Origin of the sequence: Curtobacterium sp. PhB25, from assembly GCF_004365375.1 — a bacterium.
Lineage (GTDB): Bacteria > Actinomycetota > Actinomycetes > Actinomycetales > Microbacteriaceae > Curtobacterium.
The window spans coordinates 19,705-44,490 of the sequence record NZ_SODR01000010.1 but is presented as its reverse complement, the minus strand read 5'-3'; the positions used below and the strand labels follow the sequence as shown (position 1 = coordinate 44,490).

The 24,786-nt window shown below is 71.6% G+C and carries 17 protein-coding genes, 1 tRNA gene and 1 pseudogene; 15 read left to right on the top strand and 4 right to left on the bottom strand.

Annotation, left to right across the window (positions count from 1 at the left end):
* Positions 1-16 precede the first annotated feature (16 nt).
* Complete coding sequence (gene mfd, locus EDF51_RS17190; RefSeq protein ID WP_133938501.1) at positions 17-3,628, top strand: transcription-repair coupling factor; 3,612 nt, start codon at positions 17-19, stop codon at positions 3,626-3,628.
* Between the two features lie 181 nt (positions 3,629-3,809).
* On the opposite strand, the gene nhaA is transcribed toward mfd, so the two are convergent.
* On the bottom strand, positions 3,810-4,988 hold the full coding sequence (gene nhaA, locus EDF51_RS17185; RefSeq protein WP_133938499.1) for a Na+/H+ antiporter NhaA: 1,179 nt from the start codon (positions 4,986-4,988) through the stop codon (positions 3,810-3,812).
* A 90-nt stretch (positions 4,989-5,078) separates the two neighbouring features.
* Between nhaA and EDF51_RS20470 the strand changes: the two genes are divergently transcribed.
* The 11 genes and pseudogenes from EDF51_RS20470 (at position 5,079) to EDF51_RS17135 (ending at position 15,966) form a co-directional block, all read left to right on the top strand.
* Positions 5,079-5,201 carry a hypothetical protein gene (locus EDF51_RS20470; protein ID WP_279586158.1) on the top strand — a complete coding sequence of 41 codons (123 nt, stop codon included), beginning with the start codon at positions 5,079-5,081 and terminating at the stop codon, positions 5,199-5,201.
* A 12-nt stretch (positions 5,202-5,213) separates the two neighbouring features.
* Positions 5,214-5,864, top strand: a pseudogene (locus EDF51_RS17180) (MazG nucleotide pyrophosphohydrolase domain-containing protein); the annotation flags it as partial.
* A gap of 250 nt (positions 5,865-6,114) precedes the next feature.
* On the top strand, positions 6,115-7,359 hold the full coding sequence (gene hisS, locus EDF51_RS17175; RefSeq protein WP_133938495.1) for a histidine--tRNA ligase: 1,245 nt from the start codon (positions 6,115-6,117) through the stop codon (positions 7,357-7,359).
* 96 nt (positions 7,360-7,455) lie between these two features.
* Positions 7,456-8,739, top strand: coding sequence for a phosphopyruvate hydratase (gene eno / locus EDF51_RS17170; protein ID WP_123294734.1), 1,284 nt, complete (start codon positions 7,456-7,458; stop codon positions 8,737-8,739).
* Positions 8,740-9,087: 348 nt separating this feature from the next.
* Positions 9,088-9,621: a septum formation initiator family protein gene (locus EDF51_RS17165; protein WP_111084824.1), complete on the top strand. Its 534-nt coding sequence runs from the start codon at positions 9,088-9,090 to the stop codon at positions 9,619-9,621.
* Positions 9,622-9,688: 67 nt separating this feature from the next.
* Positions 9,689-10,237, top strand: coding sequence for a DUF501 domain-containing protein (locus tag EDF51_RS17160; protein WP_111084823.1), 549 nt, complete (start codon positions 9,689-9,691; stop codon positions 10,235-10,237).
* Between the two features lie 38 nt (positions 10,238-10,275).
* Positions 10,276-11,751: an FAD-dependent oxidoreductase gene (locus EDF51_RS17155; protein WP_123294735.1), complete on the top strand. Its 1,476-nt coding sequence runs from the start codon at positions 10,276-10,278 to the stop codon at positions 11,749-11,751.
* Between the two features lie 76 nt (positions 11,752-11,827).
* A tRNA-Leu gene (locus EDF51_RS17150) sits at positions 11,828-11,904 on the top strand.
* 385 nt (positions 11,905-12,289) lie between these two features.
* Positions 12,290-13,858: a hypothetical protein gene (locus EDF51_RS17145; protein WP_134195749.1), complete on the top strand. Its 1,569-nt coding sequence runs from the start codon at positions 12,290-12,292 to the stop codon at positions 13,856-13,858.
* Between the two features lie 112 nt (positions 13,859-13,970).
* Positions 13,971-14,630: a class F sortase gene (locus tag EDF51_RS17140; protein ID WP_134195747.1), complete on the top strand. Its 660-nt coding sequence runs from the start codon at positions 13,971-13,973 to the stop codon at positions 14,628-14,630.
* A 10-nt stretch (positions 14,631-14,640) separates the two neighbouring features.
* Complete coding sequence (locus EDF51_RS17135; RefSeq protein WP_134195745.1) at positions 14,641-15,966, top strand: threonine/serine exporter family protein; 1,326 nt, start codon at positions 14,641-14,643, stop codon at positions 15,964-15,966.
* A 212-nt stretch (positions 15,967-16,178) separates the two neighbouring features.
* Here EDF51_RS17135 and EDF51_RS17130 read toward each other — a convergent pair whose 3' ends face one another.
* Entirely contained in the window at positions 16,179-17,909 is a 1,731-nt protein-coding gene (locus EDF51_RS17130; RefSeq protein WP_134195743.1) for an AMP-binding protein, read from the bottom strand.
* Between the two features lie 92 nt (positions 17,910-18,001).
* The gene (locus EDF51_RS17125) at positions 18,002-20,392 is read right to left on the bottom strand and encodes an Ig-like domain-containing protein (RefSeq protein WP_134195741.1); all 2,391 of its coding nucleotides are present in this window, start codon (positions 20,390-20,392) and stop codon (positions 18,002-18,004) included.
* A gap of 228 nt (positions 20,393-20,620) precedes the next feature.
* Between EDF51_RS17125 and EDF51_RS17120 the strand changes: the two genes are divergently transcribed.
* Positions 20,621-21,202, top strand: coding sequence for a LemA family protein (locus EDF51_RS17120; protein WP_111084820.1), 582 nt, complete (start codon positions 20,621-20,623; stop codon positions 21,200-21,202).
* A 19-nt stretch (positions 21,203-21,221) separates the two neighbouring features.
* Complete coding sequence (locus EDF51_RS17115; RefSeq protein WP_134195740.1) at positions 21,222-22,124, top strand: M48 family metalloprotease; 903 nt, start codon at positions 21,222-21,224, stop codon at positions 22,122-22,124.
* 6 nt (positions 22,125-22,130) lie between these two features.
* Here EDF51_RS17115 and EDF51_RS17110 read toward each other — a convergent pair whose 3' ends face one another.
* Positions 22,131-23,402: a crosslink repair DNA glycosylase YcaQ family protein gene (locus tag EDF51_RS17110; protein WP_134195738.1), complete on the bottom strand. Its 1,272-nt coding sequence runs from the start codon at positions 23,400-23,402 to the stop codon at positions 22,131-22,133.
* Positions 23,403-23,494: 92 nt separating this feature from the next.
* Here EDF51_RS17110 and EDF51_RS17105 point away from each other — a divergent pair, with 92 nt between their 5' ends.
* Entirely contained in the window at positions 23,495-24,745 is a 1,251-nt protein-coding gene (locus EDF51_RS17105; RefSeq protein ID WP_131878233.1) for an AI-2E family transporter, read from the top strand.
* Positions 24,746-24,786 lie beyond the last annotated feature (41 nt).

Genomic DNA, 24,786 nt, shown 5'->3' with positions numbered 1-24,786 from the left:
CGGTACCATCTCGTGAGTGACGATCTCGGGCATCATCCCTGCGCTCTCGCGCGCCTCCGCGTTCGATCGCGTGCTCCGCGCCGCGCCTCGTGACGCCGACTTCTCGGTCGTCGACGGCCTGCGGGTCCCGCTGCTCGGGGCGCTGCTCGCCGAGCGGAACGGGCCGCAGTGCGTGCTCGTCATCACGGCGACGGGGCGTGAAGCCGAAGCGGTCCGCGACGCCCTCGGCAGCTACGTCCCCGACGCCGACGTCCTCGAGTTCCCGGCGTGGGAGACCCTGCCGCACGAACGGCTCAGCCCGAGTGCCCAGACCGTCGGCACCCGCATCGCGACGCTCCGCAGGCTCGCGTCCTGGTCCGCCGCCGCCGACGCCGCCGACCGCCGCACCACCATCGTCGTGGCGAGCGTCCGCGCAGCGCTGCAGCCGATCGCCGCCAACCTGACCTCGCTCGCGCCCGTCGTGCTGCGCACCGACTCGCGCGGCAACGACCTGGCCGCCATCGCCGCGAAGCTCGTCGACATGGCCTACGCCCGCGTCGACCTCGTCACGCGGCGCGGTGAGTTCGCGGTGCGCGGCGGCATCCTCGACGTCTTCCCGCCCACCGCGGACCACCCCGTCCGCGTGGACTTCTTCGGCGACGAGATCGAGGCCGTCAAGGCGTTCTCGGTCGCCGACCAGCGCACGACCGAGGAGGACCTCGGCTCGGTCGAACTCACGGCCTCACGCGAACTCCTGCTCAGCGACGACGTCCGGCAGCGGGCGCGCGAGATGCTCCACGAGTTCCCGAACCTGTCCCAGATGCTCGCGAAGATCGCCGAGGGGATCCCGGTCGAGGGCATGGAGTCCCTCGCCCCCGCGCTCGTGCAGGACCTCGTCCCGATGACCTCGTACCTGCCAGAGGACGCCACCATCGCGGTGTTCTCGCCCGAGCGGGTGAACGGTCGCGCGAACAGCCTGGCCGAGACGAACACCGAGTTCCTGCAGGCCGCGTGGAGCGCCGCGGTCGCCGGGGCCCAGGCGCCGATCGACCTCGACGCCGGCAACTTCCTGACGGTGCAGCAGCTCAAGAACACCCGCGGCCAGCGCACCTGGTGGACGGTGTCGCCGTTCGACTCCGGTCTCGACGAAGGTGACACCGCGCGCGTGCTCACCGACGCCGAGGCAGCAGCCGAGGCGGGGGAGTACATCCGCGTCCGTGCCGAGGCGGTACCGAGCTTCGCGGGCAGCGCCGACGGCGCGATCGCGCACGTCAAGGCGCTCACCGATGACGGGTGGGCGGTCGTGGTGACCGCCCAGGGCCAGGGTCTGGTCGAGCGGGCGGTGCAGGTCCTCGCCGACGCCGGGGTCGCAGCCCGTGCCGAAGCCCTGCCCGCGCCTCCCGAACCGGGTGTCGCCATCGTCACGACGGCCACCGTCGAGCACGGCTTCGCCATCCCGGATCCGCGCATCGTCGTGCTCAGCGAAGCGGAGTTCTACGGTCGGAGCGTCCAGCAGGGCGCGCGCACCGTGAAGAAGCTCGCGAGCCGTCGCAAGAACGTGGTCGACCCGCTGCAGCTCAAGCCGGGCGACGTCGTCGTGCACGCGACGCACGGCATCGGCAAGTTCGTGGAACTGGTGAGCCGCGAGGTCAGCTCCGGCGGCCGCAACGCGGTGAAGACGCAGCGCGAGTACCTCGTGCTCGAGTACGCGCCGTCGAAGCGGAACTACCCCGGCGACAAGCTCTTCGTGCCGACCGACCAGCTCGACCAGCTCTCGCGGTACGTCGGTGGCGAGTCCCCGACCCTGTCGAAGATGGGCGGCTCGGACTGGTCCGCCGCCAAGTCGAAGGCCCGCAAGGCCGTCCGCGACATCGCCGTCGACCTCGTGAAGCTGTACTCGGCGCGGATGGCGTCGAAGGGGCACGCGTTCGGCCCGGACACCCCGTGGCAGCGCGAGTTGGAAGAGGCGTTCCCGTTCGCCGAGACGGCCGACCAGCTCACCACGATCGACGAGATCAAGCGGGACATGGAGCGGCCCATCCCGATGGACCGCCTGCTCTCGGGCGACGTCGGCTACGGCAAGACCGAGGTCGCGATCCGCGCCGCGTTCAAGGCGGTGCAGGACGGCAAGCAGGTCGTCATGCTCGTGCCGACGACGCTGCTCGTCCGCCAGCACATGGAGACGTTCCAGGAGCGCTTCGCCGGCTTCCCCGTGCACCTGCGCGCCCTGAGCCGGTTCCAGTCCGAGAAGGAGTCGAAGGAGACCATCGCCGGGCTCGCCGACGGCACCGTCGACATCGTCATCGCGACCCACCGCATCCTGTCGCAGGGCATCACCTTCAAGGACGTCGGGCTCGTCATCATCGACGAGGAACAGCGGTTCGGTGTCGAGCACAAGGACCAGCTGAAGAAGTTCAAGACGAACGTCGACGTCCTGGCGATGTCGGCGACCCCGATCCCGCGGTCACTCGAGATGGCGGTCACCGGGATCCGCGAGATGTCGACCCTCGCGACCCCGCCCGAGGACCGCCACCCCATCCTGACCTTCGTGGGGCCGCAGTCCGACCTGCAGGTGGCCGCCGCGATCCGCCGCGAGCTGCTGCGCGAGGGCCAGGTGTTCTACGTGCACAACCGCGTGCGGGACATCCAGGGCGTCGCCGCGCACCTGGCCGAGATCGTGCCGGACGCCCGCATCGCCGTGGCACACGGGCAGATGTCCGAGAGCACCCTCGAGCAGGTCATGGTCGACTTCTGGGAGCGCCGGTTCGACGTCCTCGTGTCGACGACGATCATCGAGACCGGCCTCGACATCGCGAACGCGAACACGCTGATCATCGACAAGGCCGACAAGTACGGGCTGTCGCAGCTCCACCAGCTGCGCGGTCGTGTCGGCCGAGGGCGCGAGCGCGGGTACGCGTACTTCCTGTACGACTCCGAGAAGCCCCTGTCCGAGACCGCACAGGACCGCCTCGAGACCATCGCGGCGAACAACGAGCTCGGCGCGGGCATGCAGGTCGCGATGAAGGACCTCGAGATCCGCGGCGCCGGCAACCTGCTCGGCGGCGAGCAGTCCGGGCACATCGCGGGCGTGGGGTTCGACCTGTACCTCCGGATGATCGGCGAGGCCGTCTCGCAGTTCCGCGGTGACGTGGCCGAGGGGCAGACCGAGCTGCGGCTCGAGATCCCGGTGGACGCGCACATCCCCGAGGACTACGTCGAGTCCGAGCGACTCCGGCTCGAGGCGTACCAGAAGCTGTCAGCGGCCTCGGCCCCGACGGCGCAGCAAGACGCCATCGACATGGTGCTCGACGAGCTCACCGACCGCTACGGGCAGCCGCCGCAGGCCGTGCAGACGCTGGTCGAGGTCTCCCGCCTGCGTCGCATGGCGCAGCAGGTCGGCCTGTCCGACGTCGTGGTCATGGGCTCGAACCTGCGCGTGGCGGGCAAGGAGCTCGCCGACTCGTCGCAGGTGCGGCTCAAGCGGATGTTCCCGGGCGCGAAGTGGTTCCCGCAGCAGAACGCGGCGAGCATCCCGATGCCGCGTCCGCACGACCAGGCGCTGCCGGACGACGCCCTGATCCAGTGGGTCGAGAGCATCCTCACCGCCGTGTACGGCGCGACGACGCCGGCGGAGGCGCCGGCCGCGTAAGGGGTGCAGTGGTCGCGAGCGGCGACGGACGGGAGGCACGGTGCGGGCTGGCACCGTGCCTCCCGTCCGCTCGTGGGCGCGTCCACCGCGCACACGCAGTTCGCGACGATCCACGCGTCGATCGACGCGTGGATCGTCGCAAGCGTGGTGCAAGCCCGCGCGGGCCCGGAACCGCGCCCCGCTACTCGGTCGCCTCGGCCTCGGACAGCTCGCGCCGCCCGCGGTACGCCCGCGCCCGCAGCGTGACCACGACCGCCGACGCGACGATGGCGATGCCCGAGCCGACGAGCACGGCGAGCACGCCCTCGTCGAGGATCTCCTCGTTCCGGGCGAACGCGAGCTCGTTCATGAGCAGCGAGACCGTGAAGCCGATCCCGCCGAGCACCCCGACGGTGATGATCGAGAAGAACGACAACGACGACCGCCCTGGCGAGCGGAAGATCCGCGTGGCGACCGCGCCGAACAGCGTGATCCCGATGACCTTGCCGACCGGCAGCGCGATGACGACGGCCCAGAACGTGGGCGAGAGCTCACTGATGCCGACGGCGGGGATGACCACCGCGGCCGACGCGAACGCGAACACCGGCAGCACGATCGCGTTGGACCACGGCTCGACGTTCTCGTGCAGGGTGTGGCCCGGACGGCGGGGGAGCACGAGCCCGAGCGCGACGCCGGCGATCGTGGCGTGCACGCCGGAGTGGTAGACGAGCCACCACGTCAGGAGCCCGACCACGACCATCGCCACGATGAGCAGCGTCTGCCCGTTGCGCCCCGGACGGAGCATCCGGCCGAGCAGCCAGAACACCGCGAGCGTGACGACGGCACCGGCGAGGGCCAGGAAGTCGGTGTCGTGCGCGAACACGACGGCGATGATGATGATCGCGATGAGGTCGTCGAGCACCGCGAGTGCGAGCAGGAACACCCGGATGCCGCTCGGTAGCCCGCGACCGAACATCGCCAGGACACCGAGGGCGAACGCGATGTCGGTCGCCGTCGGGATCGGCCAGCCGTGCGTGTACTGCGTGCCAGCGGTGACGAGCAGGAAGATGCCCGCCGGCACGAGCACGCCGCCGACCGCCGCGATGGCGGGGATGATCGCGGTCTTGGGGTTCGACAGCTCACCGTCGACGAGCTCCTGCTTCAGCTCGATCGCGACGAGCAGGAAGAACACCGCCAGCAGGCCGTCGCTGATCCAGTGCGCGATCGACAGGTCGAGGCCGACGGCACCGAGCGGCAGGTGCGCGTCGAGCAGCCGTTCGAGGCCAGGGCCGACCGGAGAGTTCGCGACGACCAGGCCGAGCACGGCGGCGGTCAGGAGCGCGATGGCGCTGAAGCGGGGGGAGCGGACGAGGGACGACATGGATCTCCGTCTCGAGGGGTCGGGTGGTAGTCCGTCGACCAGACTTCCCGACACACCACGACCAGCATACGTGGGTGAGACGATGGCGCGATGACCGCCGTACCGGACCTCGTGACCGTCGTCGACCGCCTGCTCGCCGAGGACGGGGGCTGCGTCTGGAACCGGGCGCAGACCCACGTCACGCTCGCGCGCTACGCGGTCGAGGAGTCCTGAGAACTCGTCGACGCCATCGACGACGGCGACCCGGACGACGTCCGCGAGGAGCTCGGCGACGTCCTGTACCAAGTCGTCCTGCACGCCGGGATCGCCGAACGCGCGGGGGAGTTCACCCTGGAGGACGTCGCCGCCGGGGTCCGCGACAAGATGGTCCGTCGACACCCGCACGTGTTCGGCGACGAGACCGCGGACACCGTCGACGACGTGGTCCGGGTGTGGCGTGCGGCGAGGGCGGCGGAGAAGTCGGCCCGGACGAGCGCGCTCGACGGCGTCCCGCGCGCGATGCCGCCACTGGAGCGGGCCGTCAAGCTGCTGGAGCGCCTGGAGGAGCACGGTGCTGCCGACACGGCCGTCGCGTCGGTCGTGGCCGCCGCGCCCGCCGAGTCCGTCGCGTCCGCCGCGTCCGCCGCGTTCGGCTCGGTCGCTGACCGGGAGGCCCGCGGCGCGTCCGCCACGTCAACTGCGGCACCCGGAACGGGGACCGCTCGGGCATTGGCCGGGTCGCCGGCACCGGCCGACGGTGCAGGGGCGGTGGACCCGGCGTGGGGGATCGCGATGCTGGAAGAGGTCGCCGGAGCGGTGCGGGACGGGATCGACCCGGTCGCGAGTCTCCGCGTGGCGGTCGCTGCGCTCGAGGAAGCCGGCCGCGCCGCGGAGTGAGTGCGCGGGGAAAGAGAAGGGCGCCCTCCTAACCCGAAAAAGGAGGGCGCCCGTGAGCGGGTGGGCACACCCCCAGGGAGAGGTGTGCACGCAGAACCCGCTCGGGTCGCGGGGCACACTGCAGCACGGTGCCCACGCGATCGGTCCGGAGAGTGGATCAGGCACGCTCCGAACCGAGGTACTGAATGCAGTATGCCAGTAGGACGCATGCCGCGCAACTCGTCGATGCGCATCTGCCAGACTTGACGCCATGGCGACGACCGTGACGGCACCCCGTGGCATGCGAGACTTCCTCCCGGCGGACAAGGCCCGACGCGAGCACGTGCTCGGTGTCGTCCGCGACGTCTACTCGCGGCACGGGTTCGACGAGATCGAGACCCCCGTGGTCGAGGACGCCGCGCGGCTGCACTCCGGGCTCGGCGGAGACAACGAGAAGCTGGCGTTCGCGGTCATGAAGCGCGGGCTCAGCACCGAGGACCTGCAGGCTGCCCAGGCGCCGCTCGACCTCGCTGACCTCGGGCTCCGGTTCGACCTGACCGTGCCGCTCGCCCGGTTCTACGCCTCGCACCGCGCCGAGCTGCCCTCGGTGTTCCGATCGGTGCAGATCGCGCCGGTCTGGCGCGCCGAGCGTCCACAGAAGGGGCGCTACCGCCAGTTCGTGCAGTGCGACATCGACATCCTGGGGGAGCCCGGGCAGCTGGCCGAGATCGAGCTCATCCGCGCCACGACCGCCGCGCTCGACGAGCTCGGGGTGACCGGCACCACGATCCGCATCAACGACCGGCGGATCCTGCTGACCCTGCTGGCGTCGTGGGGCATCGCGGACCCCGCTGCCGCCGACCGCGCACTCATCACGGTCGACAAGCTCGACAAGATCGGCCCGGACGGCGTCGCTGCCGAGCTCCGCAGCACCGTCGGACAGGAGCTGCCGGGGCTCGAGGACACCATCCGTGCGCTCGAGGCCGCGGACTGGACCTCGGTCGAGGGGGCTGCGTGGCTCGACGCCGAGGCGTTCGCCGACCTGCTGCGCCTGCGGGAAGCGCTGCCCGGCGTCGACCTGCGCTTCGACCCGACGCTCGTGCGCGGCATGGGCTACTACACCGGCACGATCTTCGAGGTCGCGCACCCCGACTTCGGCTACAGCCTGGGCGGCGGCGGTCGGTACGACGGCATGATCGGTCGGTTCCTCGGGCAGGACGTCCCCGCGGTCGGCTTCTCGCTGGGCTTCGAGCGCCTGGTCGACCTCGTGACACTCCCGGAGTCCGCCGAGTCGGACGCCGTGGTGCTCGTCTACGACAAGGACGTCGACCCGGTCCGGCTCGCGGCCCTCAAGACCGAGGCGCTCGCATCGCACCGGCGCGTGCGGCTCGAACGGCGCACCAAGAACACGAAGAACCTGCTCGCCGGTCTGGCCGCGCAGGGGTTCTCCGCCTTCGCGACCGTCGGCGCCGACACGACGTCGCTCGAGGGTGTGGAGTTCCGCCCGCTCGACTGAGTTGTCCACACCGGGCGTCACGGTCGACGTCGTGTTCACCTCGGCTCGCTAGGATCGGTCCCGCAAACACCACAACCAATGTGTAGGGAGTACCCCGTGGCCCTGATCGATGCCGTAGGCGCACGCGAAGTCCTCGATTCCCGAGGCAACCCGACGGTCGAGGTCGAGGTCCTCCTCGACGACGGCGTCGTGTCCCGCGCGCTCGTCCCCTCCGGTGCCTCCACCGGCGCGTTCGAGGCGTACGAACTCCGCGACGGCGATGCCTCGCGCTACGGCGGCAAGGGCGTGCTCAAGGCCGTCGACGCCGTCCTCGACGAGATCGGCCCGGCGCTCGAGGGCTTCGACGCCACCGACCAGCGCCTCGTCGACGCCGCGCTCATCGAGCTCGACGGAACCGAGAACAAGTCCCGCCTCGGCGCGAACTCGATCCTCGGTGCCTCGCTCGCCGTGGCCCGTGCCGCTGCCGACTCGGCTGACCTGCCGCTGTTCCGCTACCTCGGCGGCCCGAACGCGCACACGCTGCCCGTTCCGCTGATGAACGTCGTCAACGGCGGTGCCCACGCGGACACCAACGTCGACATCCAGGAGTTCTTCCTCGTGCCGTACGGCGCCGAGTCGTTCTCCGAGGCGCTCCGTTGGGGCGTCGAGACCTACCACGCCCTCAAGGGCGAGCTGAAGAAGCAGGGCCTCGCGACCGGCCTCGGCGACGAGGGCGGCTTCGCGCCGGAGCTCGCGTCGAACCGTGCGGCGCTCGACTTCCTGCTGACCGCGATCGAGAAGGCCGGCTTCACCCCGGGCAAGGACATCGCCGTCGGCCTCGACGTCGCGTCCACCGAGTTCTTCCACGACGGCAAGTACTCGTTCGAGGGCAAGCAGCTCTCGAGCCAGGAGTTCACCGCGTACTTCGCCGACCTCGTCGCGAACTACCCGCTCGTCACGATCGAGGACCCGCTGGCCGAGGACGACTGGGAAGGCTGGTCGCACCTGACCGCCGAGCTCGGCGACAAGGTCCAGATCGTCGGCGACGACCTGTTCGTCACCAACCCGAAGCGTCTGCAGCGGGGCATCGACGAGAAGGCCGCGAACTCGATCCTGGTGAAGGTCAACCAGATCGGCACGCTCACCGAGACCCTCGACGCGGTCTCGCTCGCGCACCGTCACGGCCTCACCTCGATCCTGTCGCACCGCTCCGGCGAGACCGAGGACACCACGATCGCGGACATCGCGGTCGCGGTCGACGGTGGTCAGATCAAGACCGGTGCACCGGCTCGTTCGGACCGCGTCGCGAAGTACAACCAGCTGCTCCGCATCGAGGAAGAGCTCGGCGACGCCGCGGTGTACGCCGGTCGCTCGGCCTTCCCGCGCGCCAAGTCACTGTAAGCAGCTCGGCCAGCAGCACCGGCACCACCGAGACGCCGTCCTCTTCCGAGAGGGCGGCGTCTCGTCGTGTGCGGACCTCGATCGCGTCCCTCCGTGCCGGGGTCAGTACCTGCCGCGCGCGCTGCGTCGAGCGGTCGGGAGACGTCGGCCAGCTCGGACTCCTCCGACGGGACGTGACCGCCGGACGCGCGCCGGGCGATGGGTCGTGACCGCTCCCTGCGCGGGACGGGTTGGCGGGCCGGACCCGCGCCTCCCGGCGGAGCGATCGGACGACGCGAGTCGCTGAGAGGCCACCGAACGGCCGCGTGCCGGGCGCTCCCACCGCGTCGGTCGGGTTATCGTCGGGACGTGCCCAGCCAGAAGCCCCGCGTCCGCCGCGTCCCCGTGGCGATGCCCGACGGCAGCACGTCGGCGCAGCCCTGGTACCGCTCGATCCACTTCTCCGGGTTCAGCCTGCTGATGCTCGCGATCATCGTGCTCTTCGTCGTGGTGCTCGCCCCGTCGCTCCGCACGCTCATCCAGCAGCAGGAGCAGATCGCCCAGCAGCAGCGTGAGGTCGCGAGCCAGAAGGCCGACGTCACGCAGAAGAAGAAGGACGTCGCCCGCTGGGACGACCCCGCGTACATCGAGGCGCAGGCGCGCGACCGCCTGCTCTACGTGTACCCGGGCGAGGAGAGCTACCTCGTGATGGGGGCCGAGGACCGCAAGGCCGAGACCACGCCGACGACGGACTCCGGCACGCCCGTCAGCACGAAGGTCCAGACGCCGAAGGTGGACTGGGTGCAGGCGATGCTGTCCTCGGTGCTGCAGTCCGGGCTCACCGACGAGACCGCTGCCGACCTCGTGGCCCCGGACGTCTCGGGCACCGGCGAGAGCAAGTAGCACCGAACCGGACCCGTCCGGCGCGACGGTGCGCGGGGTACCGGGTCTCCGGTAGGCTCACGTTCCCGTGACGACCCCTCCCTTCGACCCGCCCTCCGACCGCGACGTCCAGGTCGTGTCGGCGCAGCTCGGCCGACCGGCACGCGACGTCATCGGGATCGCGGCACGGTGCGTCTGTGGCAACCCCACGGTCGTCTCCACGAAGCCCCGACTGTCGAACGGCACCCCGTTCCCGACGTTCTACTACCTGTGCCACCCCGCGGCCACCGCCGCGGTCAGCACCCTCGAGGCCAACCAGGTGATGCCGGAGCTGGCAGCACTGCTCGAGGACGACACCACCGCGGCCGCGTACCTCGCGGCCCACGAGTCCTACCTGGCCGATCGCGAGTCGATCGAGCACGTCGACGAGATCGTCGGCATCAGCGCCGGTGGCATGCCCACCCGTGTGAAGTGCCTGCACGCCCTCGTCGGTCACGCCCTCGCCGCCGGACCCGGCGTCAACCCCATCGGTGACCTCGCGCTCGAGCGCGCGGACTGGTCGCCCTCCCGGTGTGAGTGCCGGGCGTATGATGACGGTGCAGACGCTGGAGTCGGGGCGGGTGGCGGCGAAGTCTGACTCGACTCCGAAACCCCCATCCAAGGAGATCATCCCCCGTGCCCAAGATCCTCGTCGTCGGCGGCGGTTACGCCGGTTTCTACACCGCATGGAAGCTCGAGAAGCACCTTCGCCAGGGCGAAGCCGAGGTCGTCATGGTGGACCCGCTGCCGTACATGACGTACCAGCCGTTCCTGCCCGAGGTCGCTGCCGGTTCGATCGAGCCGCGTCACGCGGTCGTCTCGCACCGCCGCCACCTCAAGAACACCCGCGTCGTCACCGCGAAGGTCACCAAGGTCGACCACGCGACGAAGACCGCCACGATCACGCCGACCGAGGGCGAGGCGTGGGAGGAGTCCTACGACCAGATCGTCATGACCGCCGGCGCGGTGTCTCGCACGTTCCCGATCCCGGGTGTCGCGGACGAGGCCATCGGCCTCAAGACGATCGAGGAAGCCGCGGCGATCCGCGACAAGATCCTCACGAACTTCCACAAGGCGGCGAACCTGCCGGCCGGTCCCGAGCGTGACCGCCTGCTGACCGTCGTCGTCGTCGGTGGTGGCTTCGCCGGCATCGAGGTCTTCGCCGAGCTCCGCTCCTTCGTCACCGACCTGCTGAAGAGCTACCCGCAGCTCTCCTTCGACGAGACGCGCTTCCACCTGGTCGAGGCGATGGGCCGCATCATGCCCGAGGTCTCGCTCGAGACCTCGCACTGGGTGCTCAAGAACCTCGCGCAGCGCGGTGCGAACGTGCACCTCGAGACCCAGCTGGCCTCGGCCGTCGGTGGCGTCTGCGAGCTCAAGACGAGCGACGGCGCGATCGAGAAGATCGAGTCCGACCTCATCATCTGGACCGCCGGTGTCATGGCGAACCCGATGGTCAAGGGCACCGACTTCCCGCTCGAGCAGCGCGGTCGCATCCGCGTGCAGCCCGACCTGCGCGTCGTCGACGACAACGGCGTGATCGCGGACGCATGGGCCTGTGGCGACGTCGCAGCCGTGCCGGACCTCACCGGTGGTGGCGTCGGCGGCTTCTGCGTGCCGAACGCCCAGCACGCCGTCCGTCAGGCGAAGCAGCTCGCGAAGAACCTGGTCGCGACCATCCGTGGCGAGGCGACGACCGACTACAAGCACGAGAACCTCGGCGCCGTCGCGGGCCTCGGTCTCGGCATCGGCGTGTTCCAGTCTGGCAAGTTCGCCATGAAGGGCTTCCTGGCGTGGGGCGCGCACCGCGGCTACCACGGCATGGCGATGCCGTCGTGGGAGCGCAAGTGGCGCGTCATCGGCGACTGGGTCGGTGGCTTCTTCCTGGGCCGCGACATCGCGTCGCTCGACGACCGTGAGACTCCGCGCGCTGCGTTCGAGGCCTTCGCGTCCCGTCCGAAGCCCGCGGCCGAGGCCCCGGCAGCTCCGGCCGCCGCTCCGGCTCCCGAAGAGGGCAAGCCCGCTGGCGCCGCCGGCCCGGCGTACGGCGAGCCCGCCAAGGACGTCTCGAACGAGGCCGAGCCCGTGAAGGCCCCGGCCGACGCCAAGTAGTCCCAGCAGCAGTCCACGAGAGGCGGTCACCCTTCGGGGTGGCCGCCTCTCGCGCATCGGTAGGCTGTTGCGGCCCGCCCCCGTGGCCCAATCGGTAGAGGCATGCGACTTAAAATCGCCGAGTTGTGGGTTCGAGTCCCACCGGGGGTACCAGTGCGCGTCCCGCGAAAGCGACGTCGTGCCGCCAACCGTTCGCGGCACACTGTCGCCCTGGCGGGCAAGACGGCGCGACCGCGGGTGCATCTGTCGCTTCGGCGGGTGTGAACCGGCCCCAGCCCGGCCGGGAGGCCCGTGGTGCGCCCGCACCGCGCCTCCCGTCCGTCACACGCGTGCGTCCCGCGAAAGCGACGTCGTGCCGCCAACCGTTCGCGGCACACTGTCGCTTTCGCGGGCAGGACGGCGCGTCCGTGCGGACAACTGTCGCTTTGACGTGCGCGAACCAGGTCCGCGCACGAACTCGTCCGGCCGAATCCAACTTAGGCTTGCCTAACCTAAACCCTGTCCCTATGCTCAGGGAGTTAGGTAAGGCTACCCAAACTTGGAGACCACCCGAATGCACCTGTCCTCTCCTCGCGCCCGGCGTCTGGCCGCCGGCGCGACCGCCGTCGCCCTCGGCGCGACGATCGCCGCTGCCGCCGCGCTCGGCGCCGCCCCCGCGAACGCCGCCTCCGCCGACGTCACCGATGCGTCGCTGTCCTGGAGCCTCAGCAACGAGGCCAACGCCGGCGCCTACTTCGGCGGCTGCAACTTCCTGTCCGCCGGGGTCGCCGGCAACTCGGGAGCCTCGGCTCCGTGGACCGCGACCAACCCGTCGCCCGGCTACGCCGCGTCGGCTGGCAACGTCTCGATCGCCTACCCGAAGGCCGCGGGCGGCACCTCGACCCCGACCTTCGCCACGAAGTGCCAGACCGGCGACGGGACCACGGTCCGCCCGGGCACCACGACCGCCGGCGTCCTGACGCTCGCCGCGGGTACGGGCACCGTGGACGCCGCAGCCGGCACCGCGGACATCGCGTGGGACGGCGGCTTCACGGTCGCGTTCTACGGCGGCCTGACCTACTGGTCCGCCGAGGACCCGGAACTGCACGTCGCAGCGGACGGCACGGGTGAGCTCACGGCGACGGTCTCGGGCTACGCGGCCTCGCGCGACGGGGGCAGCTGGGCGCCGCTGACGCCGCGCACCGTGCACCTCGCGACCCTCACCGACGTCGACGTCACGAGCTCGGGCATCACCGTGAGCCCGGACTGGCAGGGTGTCGAGCCCGCGTCGGCGACGAGCCTGAACAAGACGAACGCCGACTGGGGTTCGTGGCCGGCGGACTTCGTCGACTTCCAGAACGAGACCGGTCAGAGCTCGTACTGGTACACGTCCGGCGCGAACGACGCCGCGGCCAAGAAGCCGCAGCCGATCTCGATCGCCTACACGGCAGCCGAGGCACCCACGCCCGAGCCGACCGAGCCGAGCGAGCCCGGCACCCCGGAGCCGACGACCGAGCCGAGCGAGCCGGGCACCCCGGAGCCGACGACCGAGCCGAGCGAGCCGGGCACCCCGGAGCCGACGACCGAGCCGAGCGAGCCGGGCACCCCGGAGCCGACGACCGGCCCGACCACCGGGCCGACCACGGAGCCCACCACCGCGCCGACGACCCCGGCCCCGTCGATCAGCACCGGTGGCACCACCACCTTCACTGTCGGCGACTCGGTGCCGCTGCGCGCCGAGGGCCTGCCGGCAGCGTCGGAGTACTCAATCGTCATGCACAGCGACCCCGTCGTCCTCGGCACCGTGACCACGGACGCCGACGGGGCCTTCGCGACCTCGGTCGTGATCCCCACGGGAACCCCGGCCGGAGCGCACACCATCGCGGTGGAGTCCTCGGACGGCACCGCCGTGGTCTCGCTCGCCATCACGGTCACCGCGGACGGCACCGTCGTCGTCGACCCGATCGACACCACCACGGCCGTCACCACCGGCGCAGCCGTGAACACCGGAGGCACCGTCTCCGGCACCTCGGCCCTGCCGTGGATCGGGCTGTCGGCCTTCGGCGTCGTCGCCCTCGGCTCGGTCGCGTTCATCGCGTACCGCCGCCGCGTCACCCAGCAGGACTGACGCACCGGGATCCGCGGGGCGGTCGACCCCGCCACGCGGATCCCGGCACCCAGGTGTCGGACGGGAGGCGCGCCTCCCGGCCGACACGTCCGTCACCACCCCGGAACGGAAGATGACCGCCCCACGCACCCGACCGCGCACCGCGCTGCTCTGGACGATCGCCGTGCTCGCCGCGGCGACCCTCGTCGTCGGCGTGGTCGGTGTGGTCACCGCGACCACCGGAGCGGCCTCGCCGACGGCGATCACCGGCACGTCGCTCGACGGCAAGCAGGTCACGCTCGACCCGGGCGAGTCGGGGACGGCGGCGTCTGCGTCGAACGCGGTCGCCGACACCGGTGCGCAGCTCGTGGTGCCGTCGGTCGGGCTCGAGGTGCCGCTCGGCGAACTGGACGCCGTCGACGGGCAGATCACGCCGCCGGGGTTCAGTGAGGCCTACCGGGTCCGCAACCTTGGGGTCCCGCTGGCGGACCGCGCCGACGGCACCGTGTTCGTCGTCATGCACTCGCTGCGGAACGGTGCGATCGGCCCGGGCAACCTGCTCATCGACGTCGACGGGCAACGCTCCGAGGTCGTGGTCGGCAGCAGCGTCCGGATCGGCGACGCGCGGTGGACGGTGACCGGTTCCGAGCGGATCACGAAGGCGACCGTGGCCGCCGATGCCGACGTCTGGGCGGACGAGCCCGGCCGGCTCCTGCTCATCACGTGCCTGCAGCGGCCGGACGGCTCCCCGTCGGTCGACAACGTGGTCATCGAGGCCACGCTCGATCGCTAACATCGCCTGCGTGGTCGGACTCGGAAGCGCACTCGCGAACCTGCAGAACGCCCTCCGTCGGCCCGAGGCCCACGTCGAGGTCGTCGACGGCGAGACCGTCCCCGTCGGCATGCTCCTCGGCACGCTCGGTGCACTGCTGCTCGACGCGGGCAGCTCCGTCACCGACGTCCGCTCGGCGCTCGAGAAGGCCCGCGACGCCGCCGGGGTCGGTCCGACCCTGGCGATCGGGGTGCTGCCGGCGCTCGTGATGGTGAGCGAGGTCTCGACCGGTGCGGCGACGATCGTGAACGCCGAGGGCGTCGAGCTGTCGTCCCGACAGGCTGCACGGGCGAACCGGGTCGTGCTCGGGTTGGAGAGCGGGTCGATCGCCCTCGCCGAGATCCCCGCGCGGGTCCGGGCCATCCGTGCCGGCACCGTCCCGCCGCCCGCACTGCCGTGGATCCTCGGCAACGCGCTGACCTCCGCCGGGCTCGCCGTCGTGTTCCGGTGCCCGTGGTGGGCGATCCTGCTCGCGCTCCTGGTCGGTGCGCTCGTCGGGGTCATCGGACTGCTGCTCCGGCGCTTCCGCGAGGCCGTCGCGATCATCCCGTTCCTGGCGGCCTTCGTGTCGACGGCCATCGTCGGACTCGTCGCCGCGGGTGCCGGGTTCGAGCAGGTCCCGCTGTTCGCCGTGTGCGCCCCGGTGGCGGTGTTCGTCCCCGGTGCCCTCATCACCAACGCCCTGCTCGAACTGACCGCCGCGGACATCGTGACCGGGTCCTCGCGGCTGGTCCAGGGGCTCATCATGCTCGGCTTCATGGCGGCCGGCATCGCCTCGGGCAGTGCGCTGACCGGGTTGCACGTCGACCCGTCCTCGGCGGCGCTCGTCGGCGAGGTCGCCGGCGTCGGCACGGACCTGGCCGGGTGGGAGTCCGTGCCGTCCTACTGGGTGTCGTGGGTCGCAGTGGTGGTCCTGGCGGTCGGCCTCGGCCTGGTGTTCCGCTCGGGCTGGCGGCTGACGCTCGTGTCGGTGGCGGTCATGGTCACCGCCTACGCGCTGGTGAGCGGGACGACGCCGGTGTGGGGGAGCGTCGTCGCGACCGGGGCGACGGCGGCGCTGTTGTTCGTCGCGACGCGGTTGCTCGAGCGGCTCGTGCCGGCGATCCCGGCGACGGTGTCGTTCTTCCCGGCGTTCCTGCTGCTCGTCCCCGGGACCGTCGGGCTGGTGGCGGTGGCCACGTTCGACCCCGAGTCCCTCGCGACACCTCTGGCGACCTTCGTCAGCCTGTGCATCGGGACGAAGATCGGTGGGCTGCTGCCGGGTCTGTTCGCCCGGAACGCGCCGAGCCACGCGTAGACCGGCCCGGGGGTACCTGGGCGTTCCGGGCCGGATCGGGCGTACCTGGTCGGAAGTTTCGACCAGGTACGCCCGATCCCGCGGAGCACCGCACGCGGCATGGGAAGGAACGCACGCAGGCACGGCCGTGGACGCGACCGGCTGACGGACGGGAGGCGCGGGGCGGGGCCGCCACGGGCCTCCCGTCCGACGCCGCGCACGTGCAGAGCCTGCTACGGCTCGAGCAGTCGGCCCGCCGCCTGGTCCTCCGCTGCCGTCGCCTTGGCGAGGTAGTGCACCTTCTTGCCCGTCGCGTTGTAGGGCAGCTCGTCGACGAAGCGGTACCGCCGCGGCCGCTTGTAGCGGGCGAGCCCGGGGTGCGAGCCCGTCCACTCCTCGAGCTCGGCGGCGGCCGCGACGTCGTCGTCCGGTAGCCGTCCCGCTGCACGGACCACGTACGCCGTGACGACCTCGCCCCAGCGCTCGTCCGGGATCCCGACGACGATCGAGTCGGCGACGCCCGGGTGCTCCTGCAGTGCGGCCTCGACCTGGACGGGGTGCACGTTCTCGCCGCCGGAGATGATCATGTCGTCCTTGCGGCCGACGATCGTCACCCGCTCGTGCTCGTCCCACGTGGCGAGGTCGCCGGGGTAGAACCAGCCGTTCGCGAACTTCTCCGCCTCGAGCCCCGGGTTGCGGTACGAGTAGCCGGACTTCACGGTCCGGACCGCGAACTCGCCGATCTCGGAGCCGTCCTTCGGCACGGTGTCGCTCGGGTCGGCCAGGCGGTCCTCGTAGACGCGCACCACGGCGACGTCGTCGTCCGTCGATGCTCGTCCGGTGGAGCCGGCGCCGTCGGGGAAGTCCTCAGGACGCAGGAACGTGTTCCAGAAGGTCTCGGTCGTCCCGTAGCCGTTGAAGATCCGCGGGGACAGGAGCTCCTGGTAGCGGAGTGCGGCGGCGCGGTCGAGCGGTGCACCCATCGTGACGATGCCGTGCAGGGACGACAGGTCGCGGGGCCGGGCCTCTTGCGCGTTCGCGAGCTGCACCAGGTTCGGCGGCGCACCGATCAGGAACGTCAGCCGCTCGGACTCGACCAGGTCGAGCACCCGCTCGGCGTCGAAGTGCCGCAGGGTGGTGAGCTCGGCGCCGACGTAGAACACCGGGTTCGGGCCGCCCGAGTACAGGCCGCCACGGTGGAACAGCGGCGACATGTTGAGCGTCTTGTCGAAGGGGCTGAGCGGGAAGTGCATCACGACGTCGTGGGCGCTGAGCACCTCGACCAGGCTCGGCAGGGGCACCGGCTTCGGTCGCCCGGTGGTGCCGGAGGTGTAGAGGCGGGTGGTCTCGTCGTAGGTGCTGCGGGGCTCGGTCGCGGCGAGTTCGGCGGGCGTGACGGGGTCGGCGGCGAGGAGCGCGGTGAACGCGACGCGCGCGTCGTGTGCGGGGTCGTCGTCGTGGTGCGCTGCGTGGTCGTCGTGGTCGTCGCGTGCAGCGTGGTCGTCGCCACCGACGACGACCACGTGGTCCGGACTGTGCGGCGCGGTCTCGAGCGCTCGGGCGATGTCGTCGCCGCGCACCGCGTCGTGCACCAGCACCACGGGCGCGGAGTCCTCGATGATGAAGGCGACCTCGTCGGGGGCGAGCCGGAAGTTCGTCGGCGAGAACACCGCGCCGATGCGGTGGCACGCCAGGTAGAGCATCGCGAACTCGGGTGAGTTGAACAGCTCGACCATCACGACCGAACCGCGACCGGCACCGTGCCGGACGAGCCACCCGCCGATGTGGTCGACGACGTCCCCGAGTTCCGCGTAGGTCCACGACCGACCCGTGTCCGGGTCGCGCAGCGCGGGCCGGTCCGCGAAGCGGTGGGTGTTCCGCGCGAAGCCGTTCGCGTACGTGTAGCTGCCCTCGAACACCTCGCGGAACCGCGTCGGGTCGTAGTCGGATCGGGTCTCGGTCATCATCGCTCCCTGGGGCGGTCGAACGGCGCGTCACGCACCGATCGTCACTGTATCCGCCGCGCGGGGACGGCGGACGGGAGGCCCGGTGCGGGTCAGGCGGCCGCGTCCGGTCGCGCGGTGCGCGCCCAGAACCAGGCCCCGATCGCGCCCGCCACGCAGGTCGCGCCGACCGCGCCGAGCAGCACCGGCGACGCGTGGGTCCCCGCGGGACCCGAGTAGACCGCGGCGGTGAGCGCGACCGCGACGACCGCGAGTGCCACGTACCGGGCACGCGAGGCCATCAGGACCGCACTGCCGGCGGAACCCGCGAACGGCAGCAGCGTGGCGACGACGGCTCCGACCCCGCCGACGCACAGGGTGATGGCGAACTCCGACGTCAACGCGGACCAGAAGCCCCCGCCCGCGGTCAGGCTGTGGAGCACCCACCCCGCGGTCGCGAGCCCGAGCAGCGCGACCGTCCGCCAGGTCGCGCTCCGGGCACCGGCGGCGATCCCGGAGCCCAGGCGCAGAGCGGCGGTGTCCAGGTCGGGGCGTCCCGACGGCACGAGCACCATCCCGACGATCAGGGCGGGGGAGAGGTCCGCGGCCCGCGTGATCCCGCACGCCACGAGCGCCGCGAGCACCAGCCACGGGGACACCCGGAAGCCCACCGCACGGTGGTCGGGCCCGGCCGCCCACCGGGTCACGAGCACCACGGCTGCCGTGAGCACCGCGGTGCCGAGCAGCACGGCGATGGCGAGGCGGACGTAGCGGGCCTCGAGCGAGACGCCCACGCCGAGCAGCGTGCACAGGGCGGCGACGGCCACCGCGACCGTGATCGACACCCAGGTCGGCAGCACGTCGTCGGACCCGGAGCGGTCCGAGCGCGAGCGGTTCCGCCCGAGCAGTCCGGCGAAGGGCGAGCGGATGCGCCCGCGGGCAGCGGCGGCGACGAGCGCGAGGGGTGCGGCGATGAGCAGGAGGAACCCAGCGGCGACGGCCGTGGCGATCAGGACGGTCCGCCACGAGAACGCGGCCTGGATCGTCGGCACGGTGCGGTCGTAGGCGGTGGCGGCGGTCCAGTCGCCCGCGGGGCCCGACCAGTCGGTGTGGCCGCCGGAGCCTGCGGCCCCGGGGGTGCTCGTGCCGGTCGGGTCGGTGCCGTCACCGGGCGCTGCCGCCGAGCCGGGGCCGTCGTCGCCGGTGCCGCCGGCGTTCCCGGTTCCGGTGCCAGCCGGGGTCCCCGCGTCGCCGGGGGTCTGGCCGTCGCCCGGTGCGGTCGTGGTGCCGGTGGTGTCGGTTCCGTTGCCGCTGCCGCTGCCGGTGCCGGTGCCGGTGCCGTTGGTCGGTGCGTCCCCGCCGGTGCCGGAGGTGCCGGGGGTGCCGTTCGGGGTACCCGAGGTCGACCACACGGTGACCTGCACGGCAGTGGATGACCGCGAGTAGTTGCCGGCGGCGTCGTGCTGCGTCGCGGTGAGGTCGTGTCCGCCGGCCCGCAGCTGCGACCCCGCGGTGGAGCAGGACCAGGAACCGTTCGCAGCGACCTCGGCCCGGCAGACGGGCGCGCGGTCGACGTAGACGGTCACGTCGGCGCCGGGCTCGCCGGTGCCGCGGACGACCGTGGCGCGCGAACCGACGCGGTCGCCGTCGTCGGGTGCGGTGATCCGCGGGGCTGCCGGTGCTGTGCGGTCGACCGTGATCCGCACCGGGGCCGAGGACGCACTGCGCAGGTCGGAGCGGTAACCGCGGGCCGTGCTGGCGGTCTGCGAGGCGGTCACGGTGACGGTCGCGTCGGACCGCAGCGCGAGCGAGGTCACCCACCGACCGTCCGGGCCGACCGGGGCGGTCTGCTGCGTCGACGATCCGGAGACCGACAGCACCACGGTGGAACCGGGGAAGCCCGTGCCGGAGAGCGCGCCGCTGGTCGGGTGGTCGGACGCGATGGTCGGCGGCACGATGACGTCGGAGGCCGGGGCACTCGCGGGCGGCTGGCTCGGCGCGGTGACGTCCCGCACCGTGAAGACCTGCTGCGGACCCGACCGCACCGTACCGAGGCACGACCACGAACCGTTCGCCTGCACCTGGGACGAGCAACCGGCCGAACCGGTCGACGCGGGGCCCGCGACGCGGACGACGTGCGCCGGGGTCCCGGTGCCGTGGAACCGTGCGGTGCTGCTCGTCACGTCCCCCGGGTCGGCGATGGTCGGTGCGACGGGCGGTCGTCCGGTGGACGCGGGCGGGGGCGTGGGGGTGCCGGGGCGACCGCTGCTCGGCGGGCCCACGAGTTCGCCCGGTGCGGGGGTCGCGGTGCTCGCGGCGCTGACGCGTTCGGTGGTCGCCTGTTCGTGGGGCGCCGTGCCGGCGAACGCGGGGGTGGCTGCCGCCGCCAACAGCGCCGCGGCGAGGACGGCCGTGGCCGAGGCGAGCGCGACGAACCGGGTACGACGACGAGGGCCGTCGCCCCCGACGGCCCGGTCGTCCACGTTGTCCCCTCGCGTGCTCACCGGCTCCATCCCACGTGATCCGGGCCGCTGGGTCAATACACCTCGCGGATGATGTCCCGCATCCGGTCGTGTTCGCCCCGCAGCCCGAACGCCCGGTGTGCGTGACTCGGGAATCGCCCGTGAACCCTGGCGGTCGACGCGAGCACTGCGGACGCGTCGGTAGACTTCACGACGGCCGTTCAGGCCACGCAGCACCGCGGATCCGAACGCGAGAAGGAGCACCCACGCATGGACACCGGACTCGTCACGACGCTGATCGTCGTCGGAGTGGTGGTGGTGATCCTGGTCATCATCGGGATCTACCTCTGGGTGACGTACAACTCGCTCGTCACGCTCAAGGTCCGTGTGGACGAGGCCTGGAGCGACATCTCGGTGCAGCTGAAGCGGCGCGCCGACCTCATCCCGACCATCGTCGACACGGTCAAGGGGTACGCCACCCACGAGAAGGCCGTCTTCGACGACGTCACCAAGGCGCGCTCCGAGACCCTGACGGCCGGTGACGCCGGCACGGCCTCCGCGGCCGAGGGACACATGCAGAAGGCGCTGAAGAGCGTGTTCGCGGTCGCCGAGGGGTACCCGCAGCTGCAGTCGAGCCAGAACTTCCTGCAGCTGCAGACCGAGCTCGTCGACACCGAGGACAAGATCCAGTCCGCCCGGCGCTTCTACAACGGCGGCGTGCGCGAGCTGAACACGAAGATCCGGGTCTTCCCGAACTCCACGTTCGCCAAGCGACGGGGCTTCGCCGAGGCGACGTTCTTCGAGACCGCCGAGCCGGCAGCCATCGCCGAGCCGCCGCGCGTCCAGTTCTGACCCCAGCCTCGCAGCTGCCGTGTACAGCGCCATCGCGCGGAACAAGCGCAACACCGTCGTCATCGTCCTGGTCTTCCTGCTGATCATCGGCGCGCTCGGGTTCCTGGGCGGGTACCTGGCCGGGAACGTGTCGATCGGCGTCATCGTGCTCGCCGTCGCCCTGGGCTACGCGGTGCTGCAGTACTTCTTCGCCGCTCGGCAGGCGACCGCCATCGCCGGCGGCATCGAGATCGACCGCACCTCCGAACCGCGGCTCTGGCGGACGGTCGAGAACCTCGCGATCTCGACCGGCATGCCGATGCCCCGGGTCTACGTCATCCAGGACCCGTCGCCGAACGCCTTCGCGACCGGGCGCGACCCGGAGCACGCCGTGGTCGCGGCGACGACCGGGCTGCTGCAGATCATGGACGACCAGGAGCTCCAGGGTGTGATGGCCCACGAACTCGGGCACGTCCGCAACTACGACATCCGGGTCTCGACGATGGTGTTCGGGCTGGTGGTCGCCGTCGGCCTGATCGCCGACGTGCTCCTGCGCATCTCGATCTTCAGCGGCCTGTCCGGCGGCCGGAACCGCAACTCGGACAACGGTGGCGGCGCGAACCCGGTGCTGCTCATCGCCGGCATCGTGGCCGTCGTCGTGGCGCCGATCGCCGCGGCGGGCGTGCAGGCTGCGGTGTCCCGGCAGCGCGAGTACCTCGCCGACGCCACCGGTGCGATGACGACCCGTCACCCCGAGGGCCTCGCCCGGGCGCTCGAGAAGCTCGGCGCGTACGGCCGACCGATGCAGACGCAGAACTCGTCGATGGCCCACCTGTGGATCGCCGACCCGATGCGCCCCGGCGTGATGGACCGGCTGTTCTCGACGCACCCGCCGCTGCCGGACCGCATCGCGCGGTTGCGTTTGAACGCCGACCGCTTCTGAGCCCGGTCAGGCCTCGACGGCGTCGAGATGCTCCGTGGGTTCGGGGGCATCGGCGTCGTCGACGGCTTCGTGCGGGACCAGCGGGAGGCCGAGCGCCCCGGCGACCGCGGCGGCAGCCGTGCCCCGATCCGTGACCTCGACCTCGTCGAGTCCCTGCCAGGCGGCGGTGCGTCGGAGGGTCTCGGCCAGCCGCTCGGCATCGAGGTGCTCGCCGGGCTCCTGCCACGCGGTCCGGACCCGCAGCACGCCACGCTGCCGGTCGCTCTTCAGGTCGACCCGGCCGACGAGGCGGTCGTCCTGCAGCACGGGCAACACGTAGTACCCGAACACCCGCTTCGGCGCCGGTGTGTAGATCTCGATCCGGTAGTGGAACCCGTACATCCGCTCCGCCCGCCGGCGGAACCACACGACCGGGTCGAACGGGCTGAGCACCGCGTCGGCGGTCAGCTGCCGAGGCACCCGGGCATCGGGGTGGAGCCAGGCCCGCTCACCCCAGCCCTCGACCCGCACGGGCAGGAGCTCGCCGGCAGCGGTGAGCTCCGCGATGGCGCCGGCGGTGTCGTCCGACCGCAGTCGGTAGTAGTCGGCGATGTCCGCTCGGGTGCCGACGCCGAGGGCGCGGGTGGCGTGCCGGACGAGTTCGAGCACGGCGGCAGCGCGCGGCGGTGCCGTCTCGAGGAACCCGGCCGGCAGGACCTGCTCGGGCAGGGCGTACAAGCGCTCGAAGCCCGACCGTCCGGCGCTCACGGCCTCGCCCCAGCGGAACATCTGCTCGAGCCCGAGTTTCACGTCGCTCCAGCCCCACCACGGCCCACGGCGGACGTTCGACTCGTGCTCGACCGCGCTGGCTCGCATCGGCCCCTCGGCACGCAGGAGCGCGTGCAGCTCGCGTCGGACCCCGGCGGTGCGGGTGACGCCGTCGATCCGGGTCGGACCGGCGTCGCGCTCCCGCAGGGCGTCCATCCGCCAGCGGAACAGCCGCAGGTCGTCGCGCGGGATGAGGGCGGCCTCGTGCGCCCAGTACTCGGTGTAGGGCCCGGACCGGCCGAGGGTCAGTCGGTCGAGCGTGGACCGGTCGTACGCCCCCAGCCGTGCGAAGAGCGGCAGGTAGTGGCTGCGCTCGAACACGTTCACCGAGTCGATCTGCAGCAGCCCGAGCCGAGCGAACGCAGCGTTCACCGCACGCGTCGAGACGCCCGTCGCCGGTGGCCGACCGAACCCCTGCGCGGCGAGGGCGACGCGGCGGGCTTCGGCGGCGGAGAGCGAGGACCTGACCATGCGGCGACGCTACCGAACCCCGCCGACAGCGCGGCGTCCGAACGTATGCCGTATCTGGAACGCGAGGACGTTCGGATCGCTAGGATCGGCCCATGGCCTGGGGAAAGAAGACACCGCACACGGATCCCGTCGTCGTCGATGACGCGGTGCCGCCCGGCATGCGGATCGCCGGTGCGTGGTCGTGGCGGATCCTCGTCGTGGTCGGCGTCGTCGCGGTGGTCATCTACCTGGTCACGCTGTTCAGCGAGATCCTCATCCCGTTCCTCATCGGCATCGTCGTCGCCGCGCTCCTGGTCCCGCTGTCGAACTGGATGCAGCGCCACCACGTGCCGAAGTGGCTCGCCGTCATCGTCAGCCTGGTCGGTGGGCTCGCCGCCGTCGGGGCGCTCATCTGGCTCGTCGTCGACCAGATCGCCGCCGCCTACCCGTCGCTCCGCGACCGCACCCTGTCGCAGTACGACAACATCCGCGACTTCGTGCTCAGCTCCGGGCTCGGGATCAGCCAGAAGGACCTGAACTCCTACCTCAACCAGGCGACCGACTGGCTGCAGAGCAACTCCGGCTCGATCCTGTCCGGAGTCGCCAGCGCGGGGTCGTCCCTGACGCACATCCTCACCGGCCTGTTCATCGTCATCTTCACGGTGATCTTCCTGCTCATCGACGGCAAGAACGTCTGGCGCTGGACGGTCCGGCTCTTCCCGAAGAACGCCCGCAGCGCGATCGACGGCGCCGGGGTCGCCGGCTGGACGACGTTGACGAGCTTCATCCGGGTGCAGATCTTCGTCGCGTTCGTCGACGCCGTCGGCATCGGCCTCGGTGCGTTCTTCCTGCAGCTGCCGCTCGTCGTGCCGATCGCGGTCTTCGTGTTCCTCGGGTCGTTCATCCCGGTCGTCGGTGCGATCGTCACCGGGTTCCTGGCGGTGTTCGTCGCCCTGGTCTTCAACGGCCCGGTGGCGGCGGTCATCATGCTCGGCGTGATCCTGGTCGTGCAGCAGGTCGAGGGACACATCCTGCAGCCGCTCGTCATGGGCAGCGCCGTCAAGGTGCACCCGCTCGCCGTCGTCCTCGGGGTCACCGCGGCGTCGGGTCTCGCGGGCATCGCGGGCGCGTTCTTCGCCGTCCCGCTCATCGCCACCGTCAACTCCATGGTCACGACCATCTCGAGCGGCCGGTGGAAGACGATGGACTCCGACCACGTGCTCGAGGCCAAGCAGGACGCGCACGACGAGAACGTCCGGACCAAGCGCCGGCGCAAGATCCTCAAGTTGCGGAAGCGCCGTGGCGACGTGCCGAAGCCGGGCACCGACGAGCAGCCGACCGCGGTCAAGGGGACGGCAGGCTGACACTGAACGATCCCTCGTGTCACGGGTTCGCCGCGGGGGCC